This window comes from Mycetocola sp. Y442, from assembly GCF_056898615.1.
This window is the reverse complement of the sequence record NZ_JBXHBV010000001.1, coordinates 280,016-304,348: the sequence shown is the minus strand read 5'-3', so window position 1 is coordinate 304,348 and position 24,333 is coordinate 280,016. Positions and strand designations below refer to the sequence as shown.

The following is a 24,333-nucleotide window of genomic DNA, read 5'->3' as shown; positions in this document are numbered from 1 at the left end:
GTGTTAAGGAGTCAACTGTGTCCAACCCTCTCGCCCCGGGCTCGCTCGCCGGAAAGAACATCCTCGTCACCGGCTCGTCCCGTGGCATCGGTGCAGACACCGTCCGTTACTTCGCTGAAGCCGGCGCGCGCGTGGTCATCAACTACCGCAACAAAGAAGCGAGGGCGGTAAAGCTCGCCGATTTGATCCGCGCAGCGGGCGGAACCGCGATCACCGTCGGCGCCGACCTGACCGATCCCGCCAGCGTCACGGCGATGATGGAAACCGTCAGGACGGAACTCGGCTCCCTTGACGTTCTCGTGCTGAATGCCTCCGGAGGTATGGAGAGCGGGATGGCCGAGGACTACGCCATGCAGCTCAACCGCGACGCCCAGCTCAACGTCCTCGAGGCTGCGCTGCCTCTCCTTTCCGAGGGATCTCGCGTGGTCTTCGTCACGAGCCACCAGGCGCATTTCATTCGGACAACACCGACGATGCCCGAGTACATCCCGGTCGCACTGTCGAAGCGCGCGGGGGAGGACGCTCTCCGCGAGAAGCTCCCGGAACTCACGGCACGCGGCATTGAGTTTGTTGTCGTGTCCGGCGACATGATCGAGGGCACGATCACAGCGACGCTTCTGGAGCGGGCGAACCCCGGCGCGATCAGTTCGCGCAAGGACTCAGCCGGCAAGCTCTACAACGTGGGGGAGTTCGCCGCCGAAGTCGTCCTCGCCGCCGTCCAGCCGATCCCGGGGGACAACACCAGGTACGTCGGAGACACCAGCGACTTCAACACCGCCGGGTAGCCTGCCCGCACCCGGCGCTCGATAACCCACCGCAGCGCGGCGACAGTGACGAGCTGTCAGCCGGATTGTCAGCCGGGCGCAGTCAGCGGAGGCCGCTGAAGAATATCCGAACGTCGCCGACCAGGAGATCCGGGGCCTCCATTGCGGCGAAGTGCCCGCCACGATCGAACTCCGACCAGTGCACGACGTTGTTGTCCCGTTCCGCGATTCGTCGGATCCCGTAGTCACCGGGGAAGACCGCCACGCCGGACGGCACCTCCGAACGCGGCGCGCGCTGGCCCCAACCCGATTGTCCTTCTTTGTATAGCCGCGCCGATGACGCCGCTGTACCGGTGTGCCAGTACACGCTGACGTTCGCGAGCAGCTGATCACGATCGACCGCCTCTTCAGGGAGTTCGAAGGCGGGATCCGTCCATTCCTTGAATTTCTCGACGATCCAGGCCAGCTGGCCGACGGGGGAGTCGGTCAGGCCAAAACTGACGGTCTGCGGCCGGGTTGACTGCAGGATCGCATAGCCAGCACCGTCCTCGAGTTGGTGCTGCAGCGCCGCAAGCCGTGCCTGATCTGCGTCGCGCAAACCACTCAGCTCTGCGGGGTCGCCCGTCGGGAAGCCCAGGCTCCCGTTGACGTGGACTCCGACAACGCGCTCCGGTACGAGATGCCCCAGGAGCGGTGAGATCACCGATCCGCTGTCTCCGCCCTGGGCACCGTAGCGGTCGTAACCGAGGCGAGCCATCAGTTCCGCCCAGGCGCGTGCCACGCGCGCGATGTTCCAGCCCGTCTCGGTCGTTGGACCCGAAAATCCGAAGCCGGGGATCGATGGGGCGACGACGTGGAAAGCATCCGCCGGATCGCCGCCGTGCGCTCGGGGATCGGAGAGCGGCCCAAGAACGTGAAGAAATTCCACAATAGAACCCGGCCACCCGTGGGTGAGGATGAGCGGAAGCGCGTCCGACTCGGGGGAGCGGACGTGCAGGAAGTGGACGTTCTGCCCGTCGATGGTCGTTGTGAACTGCGGGAAGCCGTTGAGCGTCGCCTCCCATGCACCCCAGTCGAATGAGGTCCGCCAGTACCCAGCGAGTTCGCGCAGGTAGCTGACGGGCACGCCGTACGACCAGCCAACGCCGGGCAGTTCGTCCGGCCAGCGCGTGAGTTCGAGGCGTTGGTTCAAGGCGTCTAGCTGGGCCTGGGCAACCTCGACACGAAACGGGCGAATCGTCCTGTCATCCATCGCATCACCATAGTGACCGCGCGCGGCCAGTTTCGACCCCAATCTCATGTGATTATGTCAAGTAGCTACACTCGGGACACCCGACCGAGAGTGATGCCCTGGGCGACCTGCATGACACCGACGATCACGAGCAGGGCGGCAGACACCCGCAGCCAGAACACGGTCGCGGCGACAGGGGCGAACAACAGCACGAGACCGCCGAGAATACTCACGACACCGACGAGCACGGCGAGCCAGGCTGCGCCGCCCCTGGGCACATCCATCAGGACACCGATTCCCTCGACGATCCAGGTCAAGCCGATGACCGCAGCCACAACGGCGACACCGAACAGCGGATTGGCGAAGACGAACACACCACCGACCAGGAGAAGAATGCCAAGCACCGCAAGGAACACCCGGTACGAGGCAGGCTGGCCACTCGCTGCGATCGCCCTGACGATCCGCGCAATGCCGCTGACGACGAAGTAGAGCCCGAAAAGCCACGCAACGATCGACAGCGTCGCTCGAGGCCAGGCGAAGATCGCGATGCCAGTGACGATGGCGACAACGCCGAGGACGATGACGATCGTCCGGGCAGTTCTCAGCTGCGGCAATCCCATGCCGACTGACTCGGTGTGAAAAAAATAGGACACAGCCATCTCCGTTCTCCAGAACGCCTCACGAGCCGTCCTGACGCCGCAGCGACGGCCGCCGCCGATCTGCTGTGACGATTGTCACCCTGGTCCCGACCCTCCGCCAGTGGCACTGGAACTATTCTGCATTTCGCCGTTCCGATAATGCACATTATGTCAACAAGGAGAAATTACCGTGAATCAGCCCGGTCTCCAGCCCCTACCCGGCCCGAGCGCAATACACGCGCGCAATGCTCGCGCGGTGCCATGACTCTGGCCTAGTGCGCCGTCGGAAAGCTCGGCAGCTCGTCGGCGCCACCGCGGGGCCCGTCGTTCTTTTTTTCGGCGATGTGATGAACCAGTCGGACGGCGAGGCAGGTCGCCAGGAATGTCGGGTTCGCCTCCCCCGCCGTACGGAAAACGCTGCTCGAGGCGATGTAGAGATTCTCGGTTCCATGAACCAGGCAATCGGCGTCGACAACCCCGTCGGCCGGATCAACACTCATCCGGGTCGTCCCGATGCTGTGGAAGCCATCGATCGCCTGCTCCCAGACGGATGCCAGCACCAGGTCATCCGTCGGTGCAAGGTACTCGATGCGGCCGATACCCGCCGCCCGCAACCGCTCGTCGAGAAGTTGATGACTGCGCATCACCGAGTCGATGTCCTGGTCGGTATAACGGTAGTCGATCGAGAGCCGAGAGCCCGTGCCATCCGGGACGAGCGTCAGACGGCTCTCCCCGTTCGGCACCTGCTCACCGTGGTAGTGAATGGCGTACCGGCCAGTGTCGTTCCCGAGGATGAATCCGGGCTTCCGGACCGGCGAGAGATACCGCCGCCTGAGCACATCGACGACATCCGCTGCGGCCCGCCACGGGCGCCGAAACACGTTCGCTATGTGGGCAGCGATCCGGTGCGGCCGAGGCCCGATGTGCCGGAGCCGAATCCCCTCGGCAAGGAGGGCGCGCCCGATGGGCGGAATCATCAGCCCGAGGTAGACGAGCGAGAGCGTTGCGTTGCGGTGCTCAGCCGCGTAGAACGGCGGGTTGTCGATGTAGAAGCTTGTATTGAGGAGCTTATGGCTCCGCTGGGCCTCCTCCGACAGGGTGAAGCGCCTCCTGAGGTACGTGCCGTCGCCGTCCCTCCGGAAGTCCATCTCCCTTGCCCGGTCCGGATCGACGAAGACGATATCCGCGATGCTCCCGGTCACGTGGCCCATGTAGTAACGTCCGAGCGGCCCATCGACGCCGCCGAACATCGCGGGGCGCGCGCGCTGGACCCTCAGGAGCAGCCGGGTGGTCTCCAGTCCCCCCAGGGCGAGCACAAACCGCGCCGCCTCGACGTGCGTTCGCTTGCCCTTGTGCTGCACGACGAGCGAGCGGACGCTTCCGCCAGGAGTGACATCCATATCGATAACCGGAGAGTCGAGCGTCAGGGTGATGCCGGGATGCTCGACAACAAGACGCCCGAGACGGCCGGCGAGCCTGGGCTGCCGCGACCACCGTTCGACCTGGGACACCTCAACCGCGCCGAGGTCCGGCCAGCCGGTGACCTCCGAACGGAACCCTGCCGAACCACAGTCGAGATAATCGGCAGCGGCAGCCGCCCATGGCGTGACGTCGTCGATACTGACCGGCCACCCGGAGGCAGGAACAAACCCGCGGTGTTCGAAATCAAGAGGATCGAACCCCACGCAGCGGCCGCCCCACAACCATGACGTTCCCCCGATGCCGCGGCGGGTCGCTTGCTGGATCGGCACATGCCTCCGCGGATCGACGATGAGGTCGGGTCCGTCGACGCTTCGGGGATTTTTGCGTCGTCCTGATGTGGCCGTACCGGCGTCGACGAGGAGCACCGAAAGGCCGGCATTCGCCGCCTCGAGCGCGAAAGCGAGACCGACGGGCCCCGCTCCAACGACACAGCAGTCAACGTTGCCGCTCACCGCGGGGACCGTGTACCCCGTGCTCACCTGGCTGCTCCCCTGTCGAGCGCCGCGTCCGGCCGGGTGGACGAATCTCGCTCCCAGAACCGGACCCGGGACCGGAGTGCCGCGCGCGACCGATGGCGGGCGATGGCCGTCAGCCCGACATACCACGCGGCATCCGCTGCGCTGCGCGGCCCGCGAATGGAGGCGAAAAGCGAAAGGGAACGGCGTGACGTCGCCGATGGCACACCGAGCTCCACCTGTCCCCTGCGCTGGCGTGTGAGCACGGCCAGCAGGCCGTCGAGGTTACGCGGAGTCCTCACACGCATGGGCAGCGTGCCGACAACGCGCTTCTCACCCTCTGCGAACTGAGCATCGATCCAGGAATCATCAGCCGTCACGTCGGGAAAGGCGGCGAACCGGCTGTGGCCTGCTCTGCTCAGCGCGTATCCCCCGGCGCCCCACAATCGGTTCTCGGGAACCCGGATCCGGCTTCTGGCCCGATAGTAGGCCTTGACGGGTGACGAGGCACCCGAGGTGTCGTAAACAAAGGGAGGGCGAGCGGCGACGCTTCCCGGCGCCTGAAGTTCCTCGAAGACGGCGATGACGGCATCCGGTGCCACCTCGATGTCTGCGTCAAGGTAAAGCCTCGGCCACCGGGTGGCGTGCGCATCGCCCGCGTTCAAGGCGGCGGTCTTCGATGCCTCCGGGATCTCGACGACGGTGACGCCCGGAACGGCACGAGCGATGGATGCCGTTTCGTCAGTGCATCCGTTGCACACGACGATGACTTCGACGTCGGCTCGCTCACACAGGGCGGCCAGCCCGCGAAGCGTCCGATCGATGACCGCGGCCTCGTTATGGGCCGGGATAACGATCACCCCCGACCCGGCGCGATCATCGATCATCGTGCGCTCCCCCGCCATCGCAGGGGATGGCCGACAGTTCCGGCGACCTGCGCCCGCGGCCGACCGGGTCAGGAGTTGACATCAGCGCGAGCCGCCCGGCCTCTGAGTGGGGTTACGACGGAGCCACCGGGGCGTCCGTGCTCGGGTAGCGTCATCGCTGCTCCCTGCGTGTCATGGTACATAGTGGCGTCGAACACCGCAGAAGCACTTAACTGAGTGACGCTCGCGTTTCGATGTCCTCACGGTAGCGCCGTTCTCCCGCACCAATCGCGCCCCAACTCGGGGGGGGGGGCAGCGCCCTCCCGGCCTGATCGGGCAATTGAACGCCTGCCGCGGGGCCGAAGGTCCCTTTCACCGCCCGCATTCACCTGCGACGATGTCGCACGTAGAGAGGCGGGGCCATGACCTCCATCGACGAACTGCCGACAGGCCGGGCGGCAAGCCTCACCGGCTCGATTCGCGCCAACCGTCGCCGCACTGCGCTGTGGACGCTCGCCCTGGCCGTTGGCCTTCTGGTTTCGGCGGTCCTGACCATCGGTATTGGGCCGGTCACCATCGCCCCAGCGACGATCGTGCAGGTCATCGCCCACCACCTTGGTTTCTCCCCGGACACGACGCTGGCACGTGCCGATGAGACGATCATCTGGAACGTCCGAATACCGCGGGTTCTGCTCGGCATCGCCGTCGGTGCCGGCCTCGCGCTCTGTGGCGCCGCTCTGCAGGCAATGGTGCGCAATGTGCTCGCTGACCCTTACATCCTCGGGATTTCCGGCGGAGCGTCGACGGGCGCGGCCGGCGCGATTCTCTTCGGCTTTGGTGCCGGCGCAGGCCAGTATGCCCTGCCGCTCAGTGCATTCCTCGGCGCGCTCGCCGCATCACTCGTCGTGTTCTTCGTGTCGCACACCGGTGGGCGTGTCACGTCGCTGCGGCTGTTGCTTTCCGGCGTTGCTGTCGGCTACGCCCTCTCAGCAGCAACCAGTTTCCTCATCTTCGCTTCCGACTCTGCGGAGGGGTCCCGGTCGGTCATGTTCTGGCTCCTCGGCTCGCTGGGTCTCGCGCGGTGGGACATCGTTCTCGTGACCGTCATGGCGGTCGTGCTCGTCGCCCTCGCAGCGTTTCTGATCAACGGGCGCCGACTCGACGCCATCGCGGCCGGCGATGAGACCGCCGTCACTCTCGGCATCTCCCCCGCACGTACTCGCGTTGGCATGCTCGTCATTGTCGCCCTGTGCACGGGAGCCGTGATCGCGGCCGCCGGCGCGATCGGATTTGTCGGCCTCGTCATCCCCCATCTCGCTCGGCGCCTCGTTGGTTCGGTACACAGCAGGATGCTGCCGGTCACGGCGCTTCTCGGCTCACTGTTCCTGATCTGGGCTGATGCGCTCGCCCGCACAGTCATGCAGCCTCGGGAACTCCCCATCGGCATCCTTACCGCGGTTGTCGGTGCCCCTTTCCTGCTCATTCTCGTACGCCGCATGTACGCCAGTCGCCCGTAACCCCCGAAGGACTCTCATGGCCAGAACCACCCGATTCCTTACCGTAACGATCAGCGCGCTCACCATCGCCCTGACGGGATGCGCTGCACCGGCGAACGCACCGGCGGGTTCGGCGAGTGGCGCCGACGGCGACACGACCTATCCGCTCACGATCGAGAACTGCGGCGAGGAGGTCACATTCGAAGAAGCCCCTGAACGCATCGTCCTGCTCGAAAGCGCCCCGGCAACGATCCTCGACGCGCTCGGCGTGCTCGACCGGGTCGTCTCCCGCGCTGGGCCTTTTCCCAACGGCTACTACGACGACGCTCTCGCCGGACGCATCGGCACCATCGACACGCTTTCCGACGAGATCGACGCATCGGGTCACCTGATGATCTCTGCAGAAGTCGTCCTCGCCCAGGAGCCCGACCTCGTGCTCGGTCTCCCCGACGGCCTCACGCGTGCCGGTCTGCTGGACGGCGGGTCAAACACCCTCATCCAGCCGGTCTACTGCCCGACGGGCGTCGAGGACACCTCATTCGAGTCCCTTTACGCCCAGGTCCTGACCTATGGCAGGATCTTCGACCGGAACGACGAAGCCGAGCAGCTCGTCGCGGACCTCACCGCCCGGGTCGGCACTGTCGAGGAATCGACAGCGCCCTCGCCCGATCGGACAGCGGCTGTGCTGTATCCGTCGGCTGGCGGCGGTCCGCTGTACGCCTATGGCCGAGCATCGATGTCACAACCCCAGCTGGAAGCAGCGGGTTTCACGAACGTCTTCGATGACACATCCGAGCGTGTCTTTGAAGTGAGTGTCGAGGAACTCATCGCGCGCGATCCCGACGTGCTGATCCTGCTCTACCAGGGTGATTCGGCCGGGGTAGAGGACGAAGTCAGGAGCCTGCCGGGCAGCGACGCGCTCACGGCCCTCACCGACGGCGAGGTGCTTGTCCAGCCGTTCAATTTCACCGAACCGCCCTCCCCGCTCTCGGTCACTGGCCTTGAACGCATCGTCGAGAGATTCGGCACCGGATCATGATCTCAGCAGACGGGGTGACCCACTCCTATTCCGCAGCCGCGGTACTCGTGAACGCGTCGCTGATGGCGCGCTCCGGTGAGGTCGTCGGTCTCATCGGCCCTAACGGCAGTGGCAAGACCACCCTCCTGCGAACGCTGTATCGCGCACTCACCCCCGACGAGGGCACGATCCAGGTCGACGGCACGTCGATTGCCGGCATCCGTCCGCGGGATCTCGCGCGCACCATCGCTGTCGTCGTCCAGGAACCGGCGGGCGAGCTGCCCCTCTCTGTCGCCGATACGGTGATGCTCGGCCGCAGCCCACACCTCGGAACGTGGCAACGGCAGTCAGAGCGCGACGTCGAAATCGCTTCGGGCGCACTGGGCCAGGTGGGTGCCGAACACCTCGTCGACCGCGATTTTGGTGACCTCTCCGGTGGCGAGAAGCAGCGCGTCCTGATCGCGCGCGCACTTGCCCAGCAGGCGACTCATCTCCTGATGGACGAACCGACGAACCACCTTGACGTCCATTTCCAGCACGAGATTCTCGCGCTGGTGCGCGCACTCGGCGTCACCACGGTCATTGTGCTGCACGACCTCAATCTCGCCGCGCGGTACTGCGACAGTCTGGTTCTGCTCGACCGAGGGAACGTCGTCTCGGCGGGCACTATGGACGAGGTGCTCCGACCAGAGATACTCGAGCCAATCTACGGCATCCAAATGCAACGGATTTCAGCGGAGGATGGGTGTCCTCAGCTTCTCTTCCGATCACTCAGCTCCGCACATCCGTCGACACACCGGCACTGGCCCGAGGCCGCGATACCGCTCGATCCAGCGGCGAGTGAGTCCCGCCGTCGCTAACGGCACGCAGGAGCTGAACTGGACGGTCCGCCCTGTCCCCTGGCCAACCCAAAAGGCGATGCCCTTCGGTCAGGCGAAGGCCCCGACGCCGTCGTACAGCACCTCGGGTGACGCGCCCAGTTGCTGCTTGAGGGCCTTGGTGTCCTGGTCGAGGAACTCGTGGGCGCCTGCGGCCAGCGCGTCGAGGACTTCCGAAATCACCACCCGCGGGTCGTTCTTGGGGATATCCCACTCCTTCATCATGTCGGTGTCAGTGGAGGAAAGATGCACACCGAGGACGTGCGTACCCTGTCGGGCGAGCTCAAGGCGGGTGCTGTTGGTGAGTTGCCACTCGGCGGCTTTCGCCGCGGCGTACGCACCGTTGCCCGGGTACACCCGGAAGGACAGCAGTGACATGACGTTCACGATGGCTCCTCCCCCGTTCGCGCCGAGGATCGGGGCGAAGGCACGACTCATTGCCAATGTTCCCCAAAAGTGGGTGTCCATCTCGGAACGGATCCGGCTGAGGTCACCCGTGAGCAGATCGGTCGCTGTTGCAATACCGGCGTTGTTGATCAGCAGGTTGACGTCCGTGGCCCGAGCGGCAGCCGCCTCGATGGTTGCGGAATCAGTGATGTCGACCAGGAGAGCTGTGACCTGCCCCGGTGCCCCCATTTGTTCCAGGACATCGAGTTCCTCCGGACGCCGAGTCGTCGCATAAACCTTCCTCGCTCCCCCGGCCACGAGCTGGGTGAGGAACTCGCGCCCCAGGCCCCTGTTCGCTCCGGTTACCAGTGCCACTGCGTCAGATATATTCATGGGCTCAGGATAAAACCTGACATTAGTGTCAGATTCAAGTCGTGGAAAGGCAAGGCATGCGCATTGGAGAACTCGCAGCGAGCAGCGGGGTCAGCGTCAGGTCCCTGCGCTATTACGAAACCCAGGGTCTCCTCCTGTCATCACGGACATCGGGAGGGCACCGCGAATACAGCGACGACGCGGTCGACCGAGTCATCCTGATCCAGGAACTCATAGCAGCCGGCCTGACCAGCAAAGTCATCGTGGAGCTCCTGCCGTGCATCTACTCCGGCACCACAACGCCAGCCATGGTCGAGCGCCTGCACCACCAGCGCGAAGACATCGACCGGCGCGCCCGCGAGCTCCTCGCCACCAGGGATCGACTCGACGACCTCATCACGGACGCCCGCCATCGACTGGCCGTTTGAGAGACGAGCCGCTCAGCCCTTGACTGCACCCTCCATAACGCCCGCAACGAGTTGCTTTCCCGCGACGACAAGGACGAGGAGAAGGGGCACAGCGACGAGGAAAACGCCAGCCATGACGAGCCCGGTGTCAGATGTGAAGGCTCCACGGAGCTGAGGCACCACAAGCGGCATCGTCAACTGCGACCGCATTACCACCGACGGCCAGAAGAAGCTGTTCCACGAACCAATGAAGGTGAACAGGGCAAGCGTCGCCGCTCCCGGCCGTGCCGCGGGCAACGCGATCGACCAGAAGATCCGGAACATCGACGCGCCATCGACGCGTGCCGCTTCGATCAGTTCGAACGGGAGGGCTTCCTTGAGGTACTGCGTCATCCAGAACACGCCGAAAGCGCCGATGAGTCCCGGCACCGTGAGCGCAAGGAGCGAGTCGATCCAGCCGAACTCGTTCATCATCACGAACATCGGGATGGTGCCGATCTGGGCGGGGATCACCATTGTGCCGATCACCGCGAAGTAAAGCACCTGTCGACCTCGGAATCTCAGCTTCGAGAAGGTGAAGCCCGCAAGAGTCGCGAAGAATACCGTCGAAGCGCTGACCGAGACAGCAACGAGCAGCGAGTTCCCGAATGCCACCCAGATACTGAACTGCTCCGCGGCGAAAACCTGCCCAAAGTTCTCAAGCAAGGTCAGTGTCGGCAGCCAGGTGGGCAGCGTACCGACTGATCGAGCGATTTCGGTCGTGCTCGACGAGCCGTACATCGCGGCAGCATAGAGCGGGAAGACCGAGACGACGAATACGGCAGCAAGGATGACGTATGTCACCCATCCCGGGCGACGATTCGACGGATGGTGGCTGGCGCCGGACTTGCCTCTGGCCGCGCGCTTCCGAGCGTACTTGGCGGCGCCGCGGCCCGCCGTGTTTTCAATGTATGCCGTGCTCATCGGTGATCTCCTTCGACTGCATCGATGGCCTGTGCCGACTGCTTGGCCTCAGACCGAAGCGTGGACGCCTTCCGGAGTGATCTCGGCAACCGCTTGGTACCTGAATCCGATGACGCGATGACGCGAGTGAACAGGATGTTCAGAAGTGACAGCGCCAGGATGATGACGGCGAAGATCCAGCCAACCGCTGCTGCCTGACCAAGTCTGTCCTGCCAGTCGCCGAATCCGAGGTTATAGAGGTAGAGAACGACGGTGGTCCACTGGTTGTCGGCACCGCCGGTGCCGCCGCCCGTTCCCCCGCCGTCGAACATCCGTGCCTCGTCGAAGATCTCGAGCCCTCCGATTGTCATGGTCAGGATGACGAAGATGAGCGTCGGACGGATGCCGGGGATGGTCACCGAGAAGAACTGACGCACGCGTCCCGCTCCGTCAACAGTGGCCGCCTCGTAGAGGTCTCTCGGTACGGCCTGCATCGCGGCGAGGAAGATCAGGGCGTTGTAGCCCGTCCAGCGGAAGATGACCATGGAGCCGATCGCGATGTGCGACAACTGGCGATCCTGGAAGAACGGTGAGCTGTACTCAGTGAAGAGGCCGAGGTCGTGCAGGTTCGGCACGAGAAGGCCGAACTGGCCGTACACCTGCCCGAAGATCATTGATGTGGCAACGGGCATCACGACGAACGGAATGAGCACGCTCATCCGCCAAAAGGTCCGGGCACGGAGATTCTGGTCAAGGATCGACGCGATCACCAGGGCGAGAACGAGCTGCGGGATGCCGCCCCACAGGAAGATGGAGAACGTGTTCTCGAGCGACCGCCAGAACAGCGGCTGGCGTAATACCCACGCAAAGTTGTCGAGGCCGACGAAGTCGCCCATACCGGAGCGGCGGTGCCAGTCATGGAGCGCGACGACCACGTTGAAGACGAGCGGGAAGGCACCGAAGACCGCGAAGACGATGAAGAACGGCGAGATGTAGAGGTAGGGCGAGACCTTGATGTCCCAGCGCGACAGGCGCTGCCCCCAGCCGACGCGGCGCGCTGTGCGCGGGGCCGCTGTAGCCAATGTATCGGTAGCCAAGGCTCGAGCCTTTCGTGAGTTCTGTGGGGTGAAGGGAGGATCCCGACCCGGTCCTCGACTTCGAGGACCGGGTCGGGATGAGGTGAGGTCAGTCCGCGGTCTCGAAGCCGAGCGCGTCGAAGTCACTGACGACCGACTCCCACGCCTCCTCCGGTGTCGCTCCGCCGGACTCGACGAGCGAGATACCGTCGGTAACGAGCGACTGGATGCCGGCGAAGTTCTCACCGCGGAAACCACCAGCCGCCGAATCGCCGGCCGCAGACGCGAGGTCGCCATAGATCTGGCCGAGACGCTGGTCGCCGTAGAACTCGTTCTCTGTCTCAGCGATGTCAGGGCTGGCGATGGCGTCCACCTGCGAGGGGAACTGACCGGTCTCGTGGAACCACTGCACAGCTGCCTCGGGCGAGGTGAGATAGTCGGCCAGCTTGACGGCCCACCCGGTGTTTTCACCGGTGGACGGGACCGAGAAGAACGACCCACCCCAGTTGCCGCCGCCGTCCGGGAAGGTGCTGGACAGACGCCATCCCTCGATGCCGTCAGCGTTGTCTGCGATGATTCCGGTCATCCACGCCGGGGTGACCACCGTGGCCCACTGGCGGTTCTGAAAGCCAGCTCCCCAGTCAGCATGACCGATGGGGATGCCCGCCGAGACACCGTCAGCGGCGGCATCCGCAAACGTCATGAACAGTTCCTTGACCTCGGCGTTGTCGGCGATGTTGTACGGGTCACCCGACTCAGGGTCTTCAAACGCCGCGGGAAGAAGATTGATCGCTGCCTGGAAGGCGCTGGAGAGCGAGTCGATGAAGTAGTTATCGGATGTCGCGACATACGCGCGGCCCGCATCGAGGAATGATTCCCACGTGGCGGCGTCACCGCCGATGAACTCGCCGAATACTTCCGGGTCGGCAGCCACACCGGCAGCCGTCGTCATGTCCTGGTTGAACGCGATACCGAGCGGGCCGATGTCAGTACCGTATCCGGTCATCACACCGTCAACCGACCCTTGCTCGACCTTCCAGTCAACCCAGCGACCGGGGACCTCGGGCAGTTCCACCCAATCTTCGGGTGCTGCCATCATTTCGGTCCACCAGTCGAGTTCGATCAGGTGGACGTCCGAGAGACCAGCGCCTCCGGACGAGAGGCCGTTGCGCAACACGGTCTGTGCGGAAGCGCCGTCGGGAAACGACTCCACGGCGACCTTGATTCCGTATTCCTCCTCAAACGATTCGAGAAGTTCCGGCGGGAAATCCATCCAGGCAGCGACGGTCAGCTGCTCGGGCTTGTTCTCCTCTGTCGCCTCTTCTCCGCCTCCGCCTCCACCTCCTCCTCCACCGGTGCATGCGGTGAGAGTGAGGGCAGAGATCGTCGCGAATGCGGCGATCTTTGCGGTTCTCCTGGTGAGTTTCATGATGCTCGTCCTTTCGATACTTCGTCGTATGTGAAATTCATTGGTGCTGGGGTGGTGCGGGGCAGATCGACATCACTGCCCACGGCGCGAGCGAGATGTCGATCGTGAGCACACCGTCGACGTCGACAGTGCGGGTTTCGCGGTACAGATCGTCGGCGATCGCCATGAGCTCGGCGACCTCCGGTCGCGAAAGATTGAGCGGCTCCCCCATCCGGTGCCATGCCGCCGCGACGTCCCCGTGCTCCTGGTCGAGGATTTCGACCCCGTATACCTGACCCGGGATGAGTCCCGAGATGGTGTGGGTGATGCGCCGGGCGGGCCCTTCCCCCGCGAGGCGACGGGTCTCGGCGTGGGAGTTCGCGCTTCCGACAGACCTCGCGCCCATGGAATCCGGGTAGTTGAAGAACACCGCGGCGATGTGATCGTCTGCCGTACGCGTGATCATGCCGTGTTCGGTCTGCAACGCAATCCGGTCACCGAGGCGATTGAGCATCGCCATTGCGTGGAACGTCGGCTTGTGGATTCCCTGCTCATTGACGAACCCGAAGCCACCATGGAACGGCCCGATGCCGCCACCGCCCTCTTCGAAGACGTCGGTAAACGTCCAGTACGAAATTGAATCCGCGAGGTCGTGGGACTGGAGGAAGGCGCGAGCGATGTACGTCGCGGCGAAGACCGTGTCGTGCATCCGGTCACGGCTCGACGGCGACGTGGACCACTCGGTAATGTGCAGCTCGGCGTTCGGGTATGGGGAATTGGCGATAATCTGCCGCATGACCAGGAGGTCGTTGCGCGTTGCGTCTCGCTGCCGACTGATGTGTCGGCCAACGCCCTGGGTGTCGAAGGCAAAATCTGTGGGATACAGGTGAGTGGAGAGGAAGTCGATGGGAATGTCGCGTTCCGCGCAATAGGAGATGAACTCGTGAATCCACACGGGTTTCCACGGCAGCAGTTCAGGATCGGGAGCTTCCGCCGTTGCCGCCTCGACCGAGGTGTCGTGGTACTCGCCGTCGTAGCGTGTGTCTGGCACAAAGACCGACGATGAGGGCCCGCCAACGCGGAGTTCGGAATCGATCGCTTTGATGGCCTTCGCGGTTTCCTCGTAGAGCTGGAAGTACTCGGTTCTGGTGCCCGTCCAAAAGTGGGGCACGAGATTGGGCTCGTTCCAGACCTCGAACGGCCAGGTGCGCACCTCCTCGATTCCGTAGCGTTCGATCCAGTGCTCCACGGTGGCGGTGACGAGCGCAACCCACCCGCCCATGTCGTTTGGGGGGCTGCAGTGCGCCTTCCACCAGAAGAGCGTCTCGGTCTGGGTCGCGAGTTCCCGCGGCATGAATCCGAGCTCGACGAACGGGCGCGCGCCGGTGTCGAGAATGGCGTCGAACACCTTGTCGACGTACGCGAAGGTGTAGAGCGGTTCGGCCAGCGGTGTCGGCGGCCCGAACCCGCCGCCGCTGGACCCGCGGTACACGAACATGTCGTCATGAAAGAGACCATGGAACCGCACGTAGCGTGCGCCGAGTACCTGGACGGCTTCGGTGAAGTGTCGCTGCCAGTCAGCCCGTAGTGCCTCGTTGGCGCGTCCCGCACCGACGCATTCGCTCCAGACGTGACGGAGATCGATATCTCGGGAGGGGCGCCCGTCAACCAATACGATGGTCGGTGATTCGACGGACATGAGACCTCCCTTGGTCACGAACGGCATAGCCAGTTCGCTGGCGAAAATGTTTCGCAACGTGTATCGTTGGTTCATAGTAGGTTTCGCGGCTGCACACTGTCAACTCTCCTGTGAGTTTTCCTGAATCCATGCCGATGAGGCCTCGATCTTCGAAATATTTTCGGAAGGAGGACCACGTGGCATCGGATTCGGCCAGACGCCGGGCAACGCTTCACGACGTAGCGACGGCCGTCGGAGTCTCGAAAGCGACCGTGTCAAAAGCGCTCAACGGACGTAATGACATCTCGCCAGACACCCGTGAGCGCGTCCTCGCTGCGGTCGCAGAACTCGAGTACCGACCGACGACGCTTCCGGCATCCACGGCTCAGCGCCGTGCACTCGCCGTGGTCTTCGATCTTCCCGCCTCTCCATACATCCTCGGTGTCCTCCAGGGGACCCTCGCGGAGGCAACCGACTCCGACGTCGATCTCCTTGTCCGCCTGGCCCCCGAGCGCACCTCCCGCGCTCATCGCGCGGTGGCGCGAGAGTGGATCGCAGACCAGCGCGCGTCCGGCGTCATCGGCATCGTGGGCCTCACGCTCTCCGAGCCGGACGGGCTCATCGACGCCGCGAACGACGCCAGCCTGCCATTCATCATCGTCGACCCGGTCGACACGCGGCATCCGCGCATGGTGAGCGTCGGGTCGAGCAACTGGTCGGGTGCCAGAACGGCCACAGAGCACCTCATCGGATTGGGCCACCGCCGCATCGCCTGGGTGGGCGGCCCGGAGGCATCCGACGCCGCTCGTGACCGACGACTGGGTTATCAGGCCGCGCTCGACTCCGCTGGCATTGCGATCGACCCAGCCCTCATCCGGTCAGGCCCTTTCGCCGTCGCGACCGGCGCCGAGCGCGCCCGTGAACTACTCACGTCGCCTCACCCTCCGACGGCCATCATGGCGGCCGACGACGAAATCGCCGTTGGCATACTCGCTTCGGCTCACGCGCTCGGTATCCCGGTGCCCGCACAGTTAAGCGTCACCGGATTCGACGACACTCCACAGGCGGCCTGGACGACGCCCCCGCTCACGACGGTCTACCAGCACCTTGAGGGCATGGGCGCCATGGCGGTCCAGACCATCCTTGCCATGGCTGAGGGGCGGGCCGCCTCGTCCAGCCACGTTGAGTTGGGAACCTCACTGACAGTGCGCGGCAGCACTGCTGGGGCGCCCAACGGTTGATCTCACCGGCGCTCACGGACGGCGGTTCCCGCCCCTTCACAACCCGTGTGCTCCGTGGCACCATGACGTATGGACGCCAGCAGCCCGTCACTCCACCGGGATCTGCATCATGCTCCCGAACAAGCCCTGTCTCTCGCCATCGCCCGATTGCAGGAGGCGGGAGAACGGCTGACGGGCCCGCGCCGCGCGGTACTCGATGTCCTTGCCCGCCACCATGAGCACCTGACCGCCGATGAAGTGGCGATGATTCTCGAGACGCGGGGCATCCACCGTGCCACCGTCTACCGCACGTTCGAGGTCCTCGCACGTCGGGCGATCATCGCGCAGCGGCAGCAACCGGGAGGTGCCGTCGCGTATCACCTGGTCACGACTCCGTCGGGTCACGAGCATCTTCACGGCGTCTGCAGATCCTGCGGGCAAGTCACCGTCCTGCCCGTTGACGCTTTCACGGACAGCTCAAGAGCGATCGCCAGTGCGTCCGGCTTCCTGTTGGAACCGGAACAGAGCGCTTTTGTCGGTCTGTGCACCGCCTGTCAAGCCGTCGTCTAAACAGCGGACAGCGAAGGTCCCTGGTGTCCGGCAGTTCCTGTCGCGGCACTCGGGGACTCGTCGAGGCTCGCGCGCAGTAGTCCCGCCCAGGGACGCCCGGCTGTCCCGGGTGATACCGTCAACCGACCGGGCGATCCTCGGTGGGGCCGGCGTGCGCCGCTCCATAGACCGCGGCCTGGGTGCGCCGCTCCATACCAAGCTTGGCCAGAAGACCGGAGACATAGTTCTTCACGGTTTTCTCGGTGAGCCCGAGCTTGCCGCCGATCTGCTTATTGGTCATCCCGCCGGTGATGAGGCCAAGCACCTGGTGCTCGCGCTCGGTGAGGTGGGGCGCAACAGCACCGGTCTCCCGATTGGCCGTACCGGCCACGAGCGTCTCCGGCGTTGCCTGCGGCGGAAGAAGAACGCGTCCGAGCGCCGCCTGTCGGATCGAGTCGAGCAGGCTGCTTCCGTGGATGCTCTTGAGCACGTATCCGGACGCCCCGGCCATGACGGCGGCGTTCGTTGCCTTGTCTTCGCCGTACGCGGTGAGAATGAGGCACCGCGTGTCGACGTGTTCCGAACGGATGCTCCGGCACAGGTCGATCCCGTTGCCGTCGGGAAGGTTGACATCAAGAATCACTACATCCGGGTGGGTCGCTGCCACCCGTGGCAGTGTGCGGCGGACCGAATCGGATTCACCCACGACCGTCATGTCCCGCGCACCGTTGATCAGGTTGGTCACACCGAGCCGGACGATCTCGTGATCGTCAACCACGAACACCCGGATCATTGGTCGCCCTGCTCACCGAACGAGACGTTCCAGCATGCTCGAGTGCCTCTCGGCACGCGCGGTTCGAGAGTGAATGTGCCACCGTACCGCTCGGCGCGGCGCGCCAGATTACCGGTGCCGCTTGCGCGCTCCGCACGAGGGTCGATACCGATACCGTCGTCGTCGACCGTGATCGACACACCGGAGTCGCCCAGCTTCACGTCGATCGCCGTCGTCTCTGCCTGTGCGTGTTTGGCGACGTTTGTGAGTGACTCCCTGATCACCGCAACAACGTCATCGGCGAGGCGCCGCGGGATCACCATGTTGGGACAGCCGGAAAAGGCGACGCGGGGTGGCGAGCCCAGCGCCGGTGTCAGCTGGATGATGACATCCAGGACGCGGTGGCGCACGCGGGTTGCGTCGGACGGCGGAGCCGATATCCGGGTGAAAACTGCACTCCTGATATCGGAAATTGCTGCGTCGATCTCCAGGGTGTGTGTGTCGATCGCCGCAGCATGCGTCGGGTCGGCGGCAGCAAGCGCCTGAAGGCCGAGCCCGGTCGCAAAGAGGCGCTGGATGACGTTGTCGTGCAGGTCCCTGGCTATCCGCGCGTGGTCCTCGATGACTTCGAGCCGCTGTCGGTCCAGCCTGGCCCACGCCAGTGCAACGGCGAGTCCCGCCTGAATAGCGAATTCCGAGATCGTGTCTATTTCCCCACGCGTGAAACCAGGGCCGCCTGGCTCACGCGCGACGCACAGCGCGCCGATCGCGCGTCCCGAGACAACGAGAGGCACGGCCGTCACCGCGCCAAACGCGATAGACCCGCCTGCTGAGCGAATTTCGTGTCCGCTCTCCGAACTAATGACAGTGCCGGAAACCACTGCCTGAGCCGCGAGAGACCCATGCGCCGGGTACACGGTCCCGACGGCCTTCTCGGACAGCACCCCCTCCGCAGCTTCGACTTTCATTTCGTTCTCACCGGGACCCGGCACCACGACGGACACCAGCGTGGCCGGGAGAAGCATCGCAACCTTCGATGCGACCGCCGCGAGCACGTCTTCGGCACAGGCGGTTAACAGCGTCGAGGCTACCTCGGAGAGAGCCGCTGCCAGCAGTTGTTTACGGTGGGTCTCCTCAAACCGCCGTGCATTGTCAATCGCGACTCCCGCTGTCTCGGCAAGCTCCACCACGAGCTCCTCGTCGAGCTTTGTGAATCCGCCGTCACGGCGATCGGCGAGGTACAGGTTGCCCAGGACCTCACCGCGAACCCGAACGGGCACACCGAGAAAGCTGCGAATGCTCGGGTCGCCTGGCGGGAATCCCACCGATTGCGGATCCTCCCGGAGATTATCGAGGCGGACCGGACCACGGGTTTCCGTCACCGCCTGAAGCAGATCGTGGGTCCCGGGCTGAATGTGCATGGTCCCGCCCTCGACGCTCGGCGTCCCGGTGTGAATCAAGCGTTCAATGTGACCGTCGGGGTGAAGCACGCCGAGCGCACCATACCGAGCGTTGACCAGGGTGGTCGCGGACTCGGCGATCCGTTTGAGCACAGAGTCCAGTTCGAGATCTCCGGCCACAGCAACGCTCGCATCCAGCAGGCTGCGCAGTCGCCCCTGCGTCGCGCGTTCGCGTTCGGTTTCGCGTCGCAGAGAACTCACTGTTCGTTCAAGCCGGGCCACGGTTCTCTCAAGATCAGAGAATCTGGCATCCGGCAGTTGAAAAACTTCGTCGATCATCGTGCCCCTCCCCCTGCTCATGGAGCACCTGCATTTTACATGCACGTGCCCCACAAGGCACTGCGTAATTCGGACACTGTTAGCGCGACAGTCACACTCCGTTCACTCTCGTGAACGACTGCTGTTGCGTCGGCAGTTCAATTGCGCGCGTTCCCCCGCGAGCCATCTTCTATTTGCTGACCAGAATGCCCTGACCCGGGTCGTCTCCATAGAGTCCAAGGTCCCGAAATTGTGAGGGACCAGAGGCGATAGACCCCTGCCGCTTGCGCCTGCCTCTGGTAGCAGTCGACCCCCGTCTGCCCTCCCCTGCTCCCTCTCCCCCGACATCGTGCACGTCCCCGCGGTCCGGCATGACCTACGGCTCTAGCCGGACGTGGGGCGGCAGACGAGCGTATTTTGTGCGCACGACCAGCCGGAACCGTGAGCCACCGCGTTCGGCACTTCAGACGCGCTACTGGCGACTCGGGCGGCCTTCTCGCTCGCGAACGTCAACAAATGCACACAACCGGATCGCCCGCGGTGGTCCTGAAAGGCGACATCATGAAAAACAGTCTCGAACGATTTGACCCGTTTGCCGGTCTGGAGGCGCTGACCCGCGACTTCGAGGATGGCATCCTGCGTGCCTACCGCGGAAAGCTGCCAACGACAGATGTGTACACGCGCGGCGACGACGCGCTCGTTGTCGAAGCACACCTGCCCAATTTTGACGAAGACAACATCACGGTGAATGTTGACAGGGGCGCCCTTGTAATTCAGGCGGAGCGCCATGAGAAGGACGAGGACAAGAAAAAGAAGTACGTCCTCCGGGAGAGCAGCAGCAGCTTCTACCGCAGGATCGTTCTTCCTGAGCAGGCCGAGGAACAGGACATTTCGGCTGAGTTCACGAAGGGCGTCCTGACGGTGAATGTCCCGCTGTCCAAGGGCGCCTCTCCCCGGCAGGTTCCCATCGGTTCCGGAGGCAAAACTTCCGGAGAGAAAAAAGACGACTGATCAACCCAGCGCAGGAACGAACGGCCCGTAACGACAGCGCGGTCCCGCTCACGCGAGGCCGCGCTGTTGCTTGCTGGTCAACCGACCAATGACGTTCGACTCTACGGCGCACGGATGGCTGACGAGAGGATCACCCGACGTCCCCGGATTCCGGGGCCCGTCGAAGGAGCAGCATGAACGATTCAGTCATCCACCGTCCGGCGCTCATCGGTCCAGACGATCAGGAACTCCCCGAAACGCAGCCGCTCGATGTGATCGAAGTGGTTCACGCCCAGCGGCCGGCCGAGGCACCCGAAGAACGACGACGACCTTCTTCCGCTTGAGAACCACTCCCACAACGACGCACACATGACTGCGTTGCGCTCAGCCCGTCTCCGTCCGTCGCCCAGGCCCGCGTTCGGCTACTGGCGCTGTGTTCGCTTGCGTTCGCAATGTGCATGGGACTCATGTTCGTCGGTCCCAGCCCGTCCGCCCAGGCGCAGCCGACTGACCCGATGCCCATTGTCGAGGCTGTGTTCGGCCCGAATACAGAGATCTATACGGTCAGCATCGGCGCGGGACTCACGGTTGACGGATTTCAGCCGCCGAATACGACTACGCAGGACCCGACAGCGCCATACCCCGCAACGGACCCGGCAGGATATGAACCGCGCAACGATACATTGGCGCGGATGATCAACACCGCAAGCGTCGAGGACCCCAGCCTCGTCGGGGCAATGTATTGCATCGACCTCGGGGTCCCCACCGCGCCCAACCTCGGATACGAGAGCGGGACGTGGGAAGAGACAAACGTTCCCAACCTCGGTTACGTCACCTACATTCTCAACACCTATTACCCCACGACGAGCCTGCCGGAAGGCCTCACCAACAACCAGCGAGCGGCGGCCGTCCAGGCCGCGATCTGGTATTTCACCGACGCATTCGTTGTGAGTTCGACCGAGGCCGTCGTTCGGGCGGCAACAGCAGCAATCGTCGCTGCCGCTCAAACGAACGGCCCTACCGTTGAGCCCCCAGCACCGGACGTCACAGTGACTCCTCCGAGCGCAGCGGCTCCGATCGGTAGCCCCGCTGGGCCGTTCGTTGTCCAGGCTCAGGACGACTCCTCGCTCACCGTATCGGTTCCCGCTGGCTCGGAGATGTTCAGCGACGCCGCCGCAACAGTCCCCCTGGCGAATCAAAGCACCGTGCCATCCGGGACATCGATTTGGGTGACGAATTCGGCCGGAGCCGCGAGCGAGACGGTGCTCACCGCCCGGGCGGCCGTCACGGTTCCCGCGGGCCAGGTCTACGTGCACGACGACAATAACCCTCTCTACGAAGAGGCTCAGATGCTGGCCCTCGCGTCCGCTACGGAGCTCGAGGCGACCGCGCAGGCAACAGCCACCTTCGTCGTCGTCGGCACGCTCACCGTTCAGAAGTCCTTCGTCGGAACGGCAGCGGGGACGCAGGGCGCGAGCCAGTGGCTCATTGACTGTGGTCCAGGCTCTGTATTCACCGCGGACATTCCGGCTGGCACGACGAGCGATGAGGTGTTCGAGTTCGAGAACATTCCCGCAGGGAGTACGTGCTCCATAACCGAACCCATCCTCGGCACCAACACCGTGGCCGTCGTGACGTCTGACACCCCGGTCGAGGTGCAGGTGCCGGAGACAGGCGCATCAGCGGTCGTCACCAACACCGTCGAGTTTCAGCCGGGAGGGCTCGAGGTGACCAAGGTGATCACGGGAGCGGCGGCGGGCCACCAGGGCGAGATCGTCCTGCTGATCGACTGCGGGGAGGTTCTGAGCGACTCCTTCGTGATCCCAGCGAACCAGCCCTCTGGAAAGTATGTCCGCGCCTACGCTGAATTGCCGGCCGGAACGGAGTGCACAGTGACCGAGAGCACCTCAGGCCAGTCGAGCGCGATCGAGGTCGAACCGGCCGCAGACGTCACGGTGACAATCGCGCCGGGCGCGATCGCGGAGGCGGTCCTCACCAACACTGTGACGGCAGCGGACGGCTGGCCGCAGGGTGACCGGCTTCCTGCGACCGGAGCAGGAGAGCCCGCGCTTCCCCTGCTGCTGGCCGGTGGCACCGTCGGTGGCGGGTTGCTTCTCATGCTGGCATCGACTGTGATGCGGCGCCGGACGCGGGCAGCCCGCGAGTGAGTTGAGCGGTTGACAGGACTGATCCTGTGGCCGGCACGTGAACCAGCCAGTGACAGGATCAGTCCTTGCGTGCGGGCGGCGGAGCCGGATGCCGTTCCATACCCAGTTCATCGAGCGGCGATGTCGTCTCCGGAATACGGCTGTGATCGATCGGCGCAGGGCAGATGAGAATGGGGTTGGACGTGCTGTGGTCGATGACATGCTCCCTCATCGGATGGCCGCAGACCGGACAGGGCGCCGCAGCGCGCTCGGCCTCGATATCGGTCACTGCATCGGACCCATGCCCGTCTTCCGAGCGGGACTCGGGCGCGCGCTCAGGGCTCTGTTCAGCGTTCTCTGGCGTTGTCATGGCAGCCATGCTACGCCCGATGCGCCGGGAAGAACGCTGCCATTCGGCACGTCGCGCGTTGCGGTTCAGGACTCGCCGAAACCGGATTCCACGAGGTCCGCGAGCGCATCGACGGCATCCCGTCCGGCTGGATCCGCAGTGGCGATCTCGGCACTCTTTCCCTTTTGAAGACCGAGCGCCATGATCGCGAGGAGGCTTTTCGCGTCCCTGCCGTTGACGGTGACCGGTGTGTCAAAGGTGCTGGCGAGCTTGACGAAGTCCGCCGCCGGGCGTGCGTGCAGCCCATCACGATTAATGATCGTCACCGAGCGGGAGTAACCCCCGTGAGTCTCACTGTCATGAGCCGGACCGGCAGGAGCGGGACTTTCGACGTCAGCGTCCTGGTTCCGGGCAGGCGAAGAAGCAACAAAGACGTCGACGGCCGATCGGGCGGCAGCCGCGACGCCATCGATGTCCGCCCCGGTCTGGGCGGCGACAGCGGCGGCAACCCCTCCCTCAACGAGAGGAGCGTCGATGATGCGAACGGATGCCCGCTTGGCGTCGTCGAGGAAGTCGAGCGCTGTCTCTGCGGTGAGGATAGCCGAGCCGAGATCGCAGAGGATCGCGACTCCGCCACCCGAGTCCGCCCGTGAGATGGCCGCGGTGATTCTGTCGAAGCTCGTTCCGATTCCGTCGTCGTCGGTGCCGCCGGCCGGAACGAGGGACACGTCCGGCGCCATCTGACCCGCGAGTTGCACGAGGCCGTTGGCGATCAGTGTGCTGTGTGAGACGAAAACGAGCCCGACGGTCACGACGTAGTCTCCGTCGACGTTGCAGCTGTTGTTGCGGCAGCCCGGAGGAGGAGGGCGGTCGACTGCGCGCCAGGATCGCGGTGGCCGATGGCACGCTCGCCCAGGTAGCTTGCCCGGCCCTTGCGGGCGACGAGCGGCTCCGTCGCTTCTGCACCGCTTTCTGCAGCATCCGCGGCGGCGGCGAGAACGCCAGCTTCGTCCTGTCCCTCGGCCGCCGCGGCCGCTGCGGCGTCAACGGCCGGCGTCCAGGCATCGATCATGGTCTTGTCACCGACATCCGCTTTGCCACGGAGGACAATGCCATCACGCGCAGCCCGCAGCAGCGAGACGACGGCAGCGGAATCAAGCTCGGGGACGGACCCGACAGCGCCAGCCGCCTTGAGGTACGCGGTCCCGAACAGCGGCCCTGATGCTCCTCCCACCGTGGAGATGAGCGTCGTCGCCACGAGCTTCAGCACGTCTCCCGGAGTGGCTTCGGCGGGGAGGTCGTCGAGTTTTGAGAGGACAGCGGCGAACCCCCTGTCCATGTTCTCGCCGTGGTCACCGTCGCCGATGTCGCGATCCAGCGTGATCAACTCGGCGCGGTGCTCGGCAATAACTGCCGCGCTTGCTCGAATCCAGTTGATCGCCCACGGGGTTCCCAGAGCCATGTCGTTCCTTTCAGTCGGTTGCCGGCCG

24 protein-coding genes are annotated in these 24,333 nt (G+C 64.5%); 10 read left to right on the top strand and 14 right to left on the bottom strand.

The features are described 5' to 3' along the window. The first annotated feature begins 17 nt into the window (after positions 1-17). Positions 18-785, top strand: coding sequence for an SDR family oxidoreductase (locus AC1X6S_RS01445; RefSeq protein WP_483404059.1), 768 nt, complete (start codon positions 18-20; stop codon positions 783-785). 82 nt (positions 786-867) lie between these two features. On the opposite strand, the gene AC1X6S_RS01440 is transcribed toward AC1X6S_RS01445, so the two are convergent. From AC1X6S_RS01440 to AC1X6S_RS01425, 4 genes are all read right to left on the bottom strand, one after another. Further along, the gene (locus tag AC1X6S_RS01440; RefSeq protein ID WP_483404058.1) at positions 868-2,016 is read right to left on the bottom strand and encodes an epoxide hydrolase family protein; all 1,149 of its coding nucleotides are present in this window, start codon (positions 2,014-2,016) and stop codon (positions 868-870) included. A 65-nt stretch (positions 2,017-2,081) separates the two neighbouring features. After that, entirely contained in the window at positions 2,082-2,615 is a 534-nt protein-coding gene (locus AC1X6S_RS01435; RefSeq protein WP_483404057.1) for an HdeD family acid-resistance protein, read from the bottom strand. A 290-nt stretch (positions 2,616-2,905) separates the two neighbouring features. Further along, entirely contained in the window at positions 2,906-4,567 is a 1,662-nt protein-coding gene (locus tag AC1X6S_RS01430; protein WP_483404056.1) for a GMC oxidoreductase, read from the bottom strand. A gap of 23 nt (positions 4,568-4,590) precedes the next feature. Continuing rightward, positions 4,591-5,457 carry a glycosyltransferase gene (locus AC1X6S_RS01425; protein ID WP_483404055.1) on the bottom strand — a complete coding sequence of 289 codons (867 nt, stop codon included), beginning with the start codon at positions 5,455-5,457 and terminating at the stop codon, positions 4,591-4,593. A gap of 401 nt (positions 5,458-5,858) precedes the next feature. Here AC1X6S_RS01425 and AC1X6S_RS01420 point away from each other — a divergent pair, with 401 nt between their 5' ends. From AC1X6S_RS01420 to AC1X6S_RS01410, 3 genes are read left to right on the top strand one after another with little or no spacing between them, the layout of a single operon-like run. Next, positions 5,859-6,953, top strand: a complete 1,095-nt coding sequence (locus AC1X6S_RS01420; RefSeq protein WP_483404054.1) for a FecCD family ABC transporter permease — start codon at positions 5,859-5,861, stop codon at positions 6,951-6,953. Between the two features lie 16 nt (positions 6,954-6,969). Continuing rightward, positions 6,970-7,971: an ABC transporter substrate-binding protein gene (locus AC1X6S_RS01415; RefSeq protein WP_483404053.1), complete on the top strand. Its 1,002-nt coding sequence runs from the start codon at positions 6,970-6,972 to the stop codon at positions 7,969-7,971. Continuing rightward, positions 7,968-8,810 (top strand): ABC transporter ATP-binding protein, encoded by an 843-nt coding sequence (locus tag AC1X6S_RS01410; protein ID WP_483404052.1) that lies wholly within the window; start codon positions 7,968-7,970, stop codon positions 8,808-8,810. Before AC1X6S_RS01415 ends, AC1X6S_RS01410 begins: the two co-directional genes overlap by 4 nt. A 69-nt stretch (positions 8,811-8,879) precedes the next feature. Here AC1X6S_RS01410 and AC1X6S_RS01405 read toward each other — a convergent pair whose 3' ends face one another. Next, positions 8,880-9,608 (bottom strand): SDR family oxidoreductase, encoded by a 729-nt coding sequence (locus tag AC1X6S_RS01405; RefSeq protein ID WP_483404051.1) that lies wholly within the window; start codon positions 9,606-9,608, stop codon positions 8,880-8,882. Positions 9,609-9,664: 56 nt separating this feature from the next. Here AC1X6S_RS01405 and AC1X6S_RS01400 point away from each other — a divergent pair, with 56 nt between their 5' ends. Further along, positions 9,665-10,015, top strand: a complete 351-nt coding sequence (locus tag AC1X6S_RS01400; RefSeq protein WP_483404050.1) for a MerR family transcriptional regulator — start codon at positions 9,665-9,667, stop codon at positions 10,013-10,015. A 12-nt stretch (positions 10,016-10,027) separates the two neighbouring features. Here the strand turns inward: AC1X6S_RS01400 and AC1X6S_RS01395 are convergent, their stop codons facing one another. The 4 genes from AC1X6S_RS01395 to AC1X6S_RS01380 all read right to left on the bottom strand — a co-directional run bounded on the left by AC1X6S_RS01395 (position 10,028) and on the right by AC1X6S_RS01380 (position 15,119). Further along, the gene (locus AC1X6S_RS01395) at positions 10,028-10,957 is read right to left on the bottom strand and encodes a carbohydrate ABC transporter permease (RefSeq protein ID WP_108390918.1); all 930 of its coding nucleotides are present in this window, start codon (positions 10,955-10,957) and stop codon (positions 10,028-10,030) included. After that, entirely contained in the window at positions 10,954-12,033 is a 1,080-nt protein-coding gene (locus tag AC1X6S_RS01390; protein WP_483404049.1) for a carbohydrate ABC transporter permease, read from the bottom strand. Before AC1X6S_RS01390 ends, AC1X6S_RS01395 begins: the two co-directional genes overlap by 4 nt. 88 nt (positions 12,034-12,121) lie before the next feature. After that, positions 12,122-13,441: an ABC transporter substrate-binding protein gene (locus AC1X6S_RS01385; protein WP_483404048.1), complete on the bottom strand. Its 1,320-nt coding sequence runs from the start codon at positions 13,439-13,441 to the stop codon at positions 12,122-12,124. Positions 13,442-13,478: 37 nt separating this feature from the next. Further along, on the bottom strand, positions 13,479-15,119 hold the full coding sequence (locus AC1X6S_RS01380) for a GH39 family glycosyl hydrolase (protein ID WP_483404047.1): 1,641 nt from the start codon (positions 15,117-15,119) through the stop codon (positions 13,479-13,481). Positions 15,120-15,295: 176 nt separating this feature from the next. Here AC1X6S_RS01380 and AC1X6S_RS01375 point away from each other — a divergent pair, with 176 nt between their 5' ends. Together AC1X6S_RS01375 and AC1X6S_RS01370 are read left to right on the top strand one after the other, a co-directional pair. Then, positions 15,296-16,339: a LacI family DNA-binding transcriptional regulator gene (locus AC1X6S_RS01375; protein ID WP_483404046.1), complete on the top strand. Its 1,044-nt coding sequence runs from the start codon at positions 15,296-15,298 to the stop codon at positions 16,337-16,339. A 69-nt stretch (positions 16,340-16,408) separates the two neighbouring features. Next, a complete protein-coding gene (locus tag AC1X6S_RS01370; RefSeq protein ID WP_483404045.1) occupies positions 16,409-16,888 on the top strand; it encodes a Fur family transcriptional regulator in 480 nt (159 codons plus the stop codon). Positions 16,889-17,006: 118 nt separating this feature from the next. Here the strand turns inward: AC1X6S_RS01370 and AC1X6S_RS01365 are convergent, their stop codons facing one another. After that, positions 17,007-17,645 (bottom strand): response regulator, encoded by a 639-nt coding sequence (locus AC1X6S_RS01365; protein ID WP_483404044.1) that lies wholly within the window; start codon positions 17,643-17,645, stop codon positions 17,007-17,009. Positions 17,646-17,656: 11 nt separating this feature from the next. Continuing rightward, positions 17,657-19,300: a GAF domain-containing sensor histidine kinase gene (locus AC1X6S_RS01360; protein WP_483404043.1), complete on the bottom strand. Its 1,644-nt coding sequence runs from the start codon at positions 19,298-19,300 to the stop codon at positions 17,657-17,659. Positions 19,301-19,918: 618 nt separating this feature from the next. On the opposite strand from AC1X6S_RS01360, the gene AC1X6S_RS01355 reads away from it, so the two are divergent. From AC1X6S_RS01355 to AC1X6S_RS01345, 3 genes are all read left to right on the top strand, one after another. Then, positions 19,919-20,368, top strand: a complete 450-nt coding sequence (locus tag AC1X6S_RS01355) for an Hsp20/alpha crystallin family protein (RefSeq protein ID WP_483404042.1) — start codon at positions 19,919-19,921, stop codon at positions 20,366-20,368. Between the two features lie 173 nt (positions 20,369-20,541). Further along, positions 20,542-20,691 carry a hypothetical protein gene (locus AC1X6S_RS01350; protein WP_483404041.1) on the top strand — a complete coding sequence of 50 codons (150 nt, stop codon included), beginning with the start codon at positions 20,542-20,544 and terminating at the stop codon, positions 20,689-20,691. A gap of 348 nt (positions 20,692-21,039) precedes the next feature. Further along, a complete protein-coding gene (locus AC1X6S_RS01345) occupies positions 21,040-22,515 on the top strand; it encodes a DUF5979 domain-containing protein (RefSeq protein ID WP_483404040.1) in 1,476 nt (491 codons plus the stop codon). A gap of 58 nt (positions 22,516-22,573) precedes the next feature. Here AC1X6S_RS01345 and AC1X6S_RS01340 read toward each other — a convergent pair whose 3' ends face one another. The 3 genes from AC1X6S_RS01340 to dhaL all read right to left on the bottom strand — a co-directional run bounded on the left by AC1X6S_RS01340 (position 22,574) and on the right by dhaL (position 24,305). Continuing rightward, the gene (locus tag AC1X6S_RS01340) at positions 22,574-22,864 is read right to left on the bottom strand and encodes a hypothetical protein (RefSeq protein ID WP_483404039.1); all 291 of its coding nucleotides are present in this window, start codon (positions 22,862-22,864) and stop codon (positions 22,574-22,576) included. 65 nt (positions 22,865-22,929) lie between these two features. Continuing rightward, positions 22,930-23,655 carry a dihydroxyacetone kinase phosphoryl donor subunit DhaM gene (gene dhaM, locus AC1X6S_RS01335; protein ID WP_483404038.1) on the bottom strand — a complete coding sequence of 242 codons (726 nt, stop codon included), beginning with the start codon at positions 23,653-23,655 and terminating at the stop codon, positions 22,930-22,932. Next, positions 23,652-24,305, bottom strand: a complete 654-nt coding sequence (gene dhaL / locus AC1X6S_RS01330) for a dihydroxyacetone kinase subunit DhaL (RefSeq protein ID WP_483404037.1) — start codon at positions 24,303-24,305, stop codon at positions 23,652-23,654. The genes dhaM and dhaL overlap by 4 nt, the downstream gene beginning before the upstream one ends. Positions 24,306-24,333 lie beyond the last annotated feature (28 nt).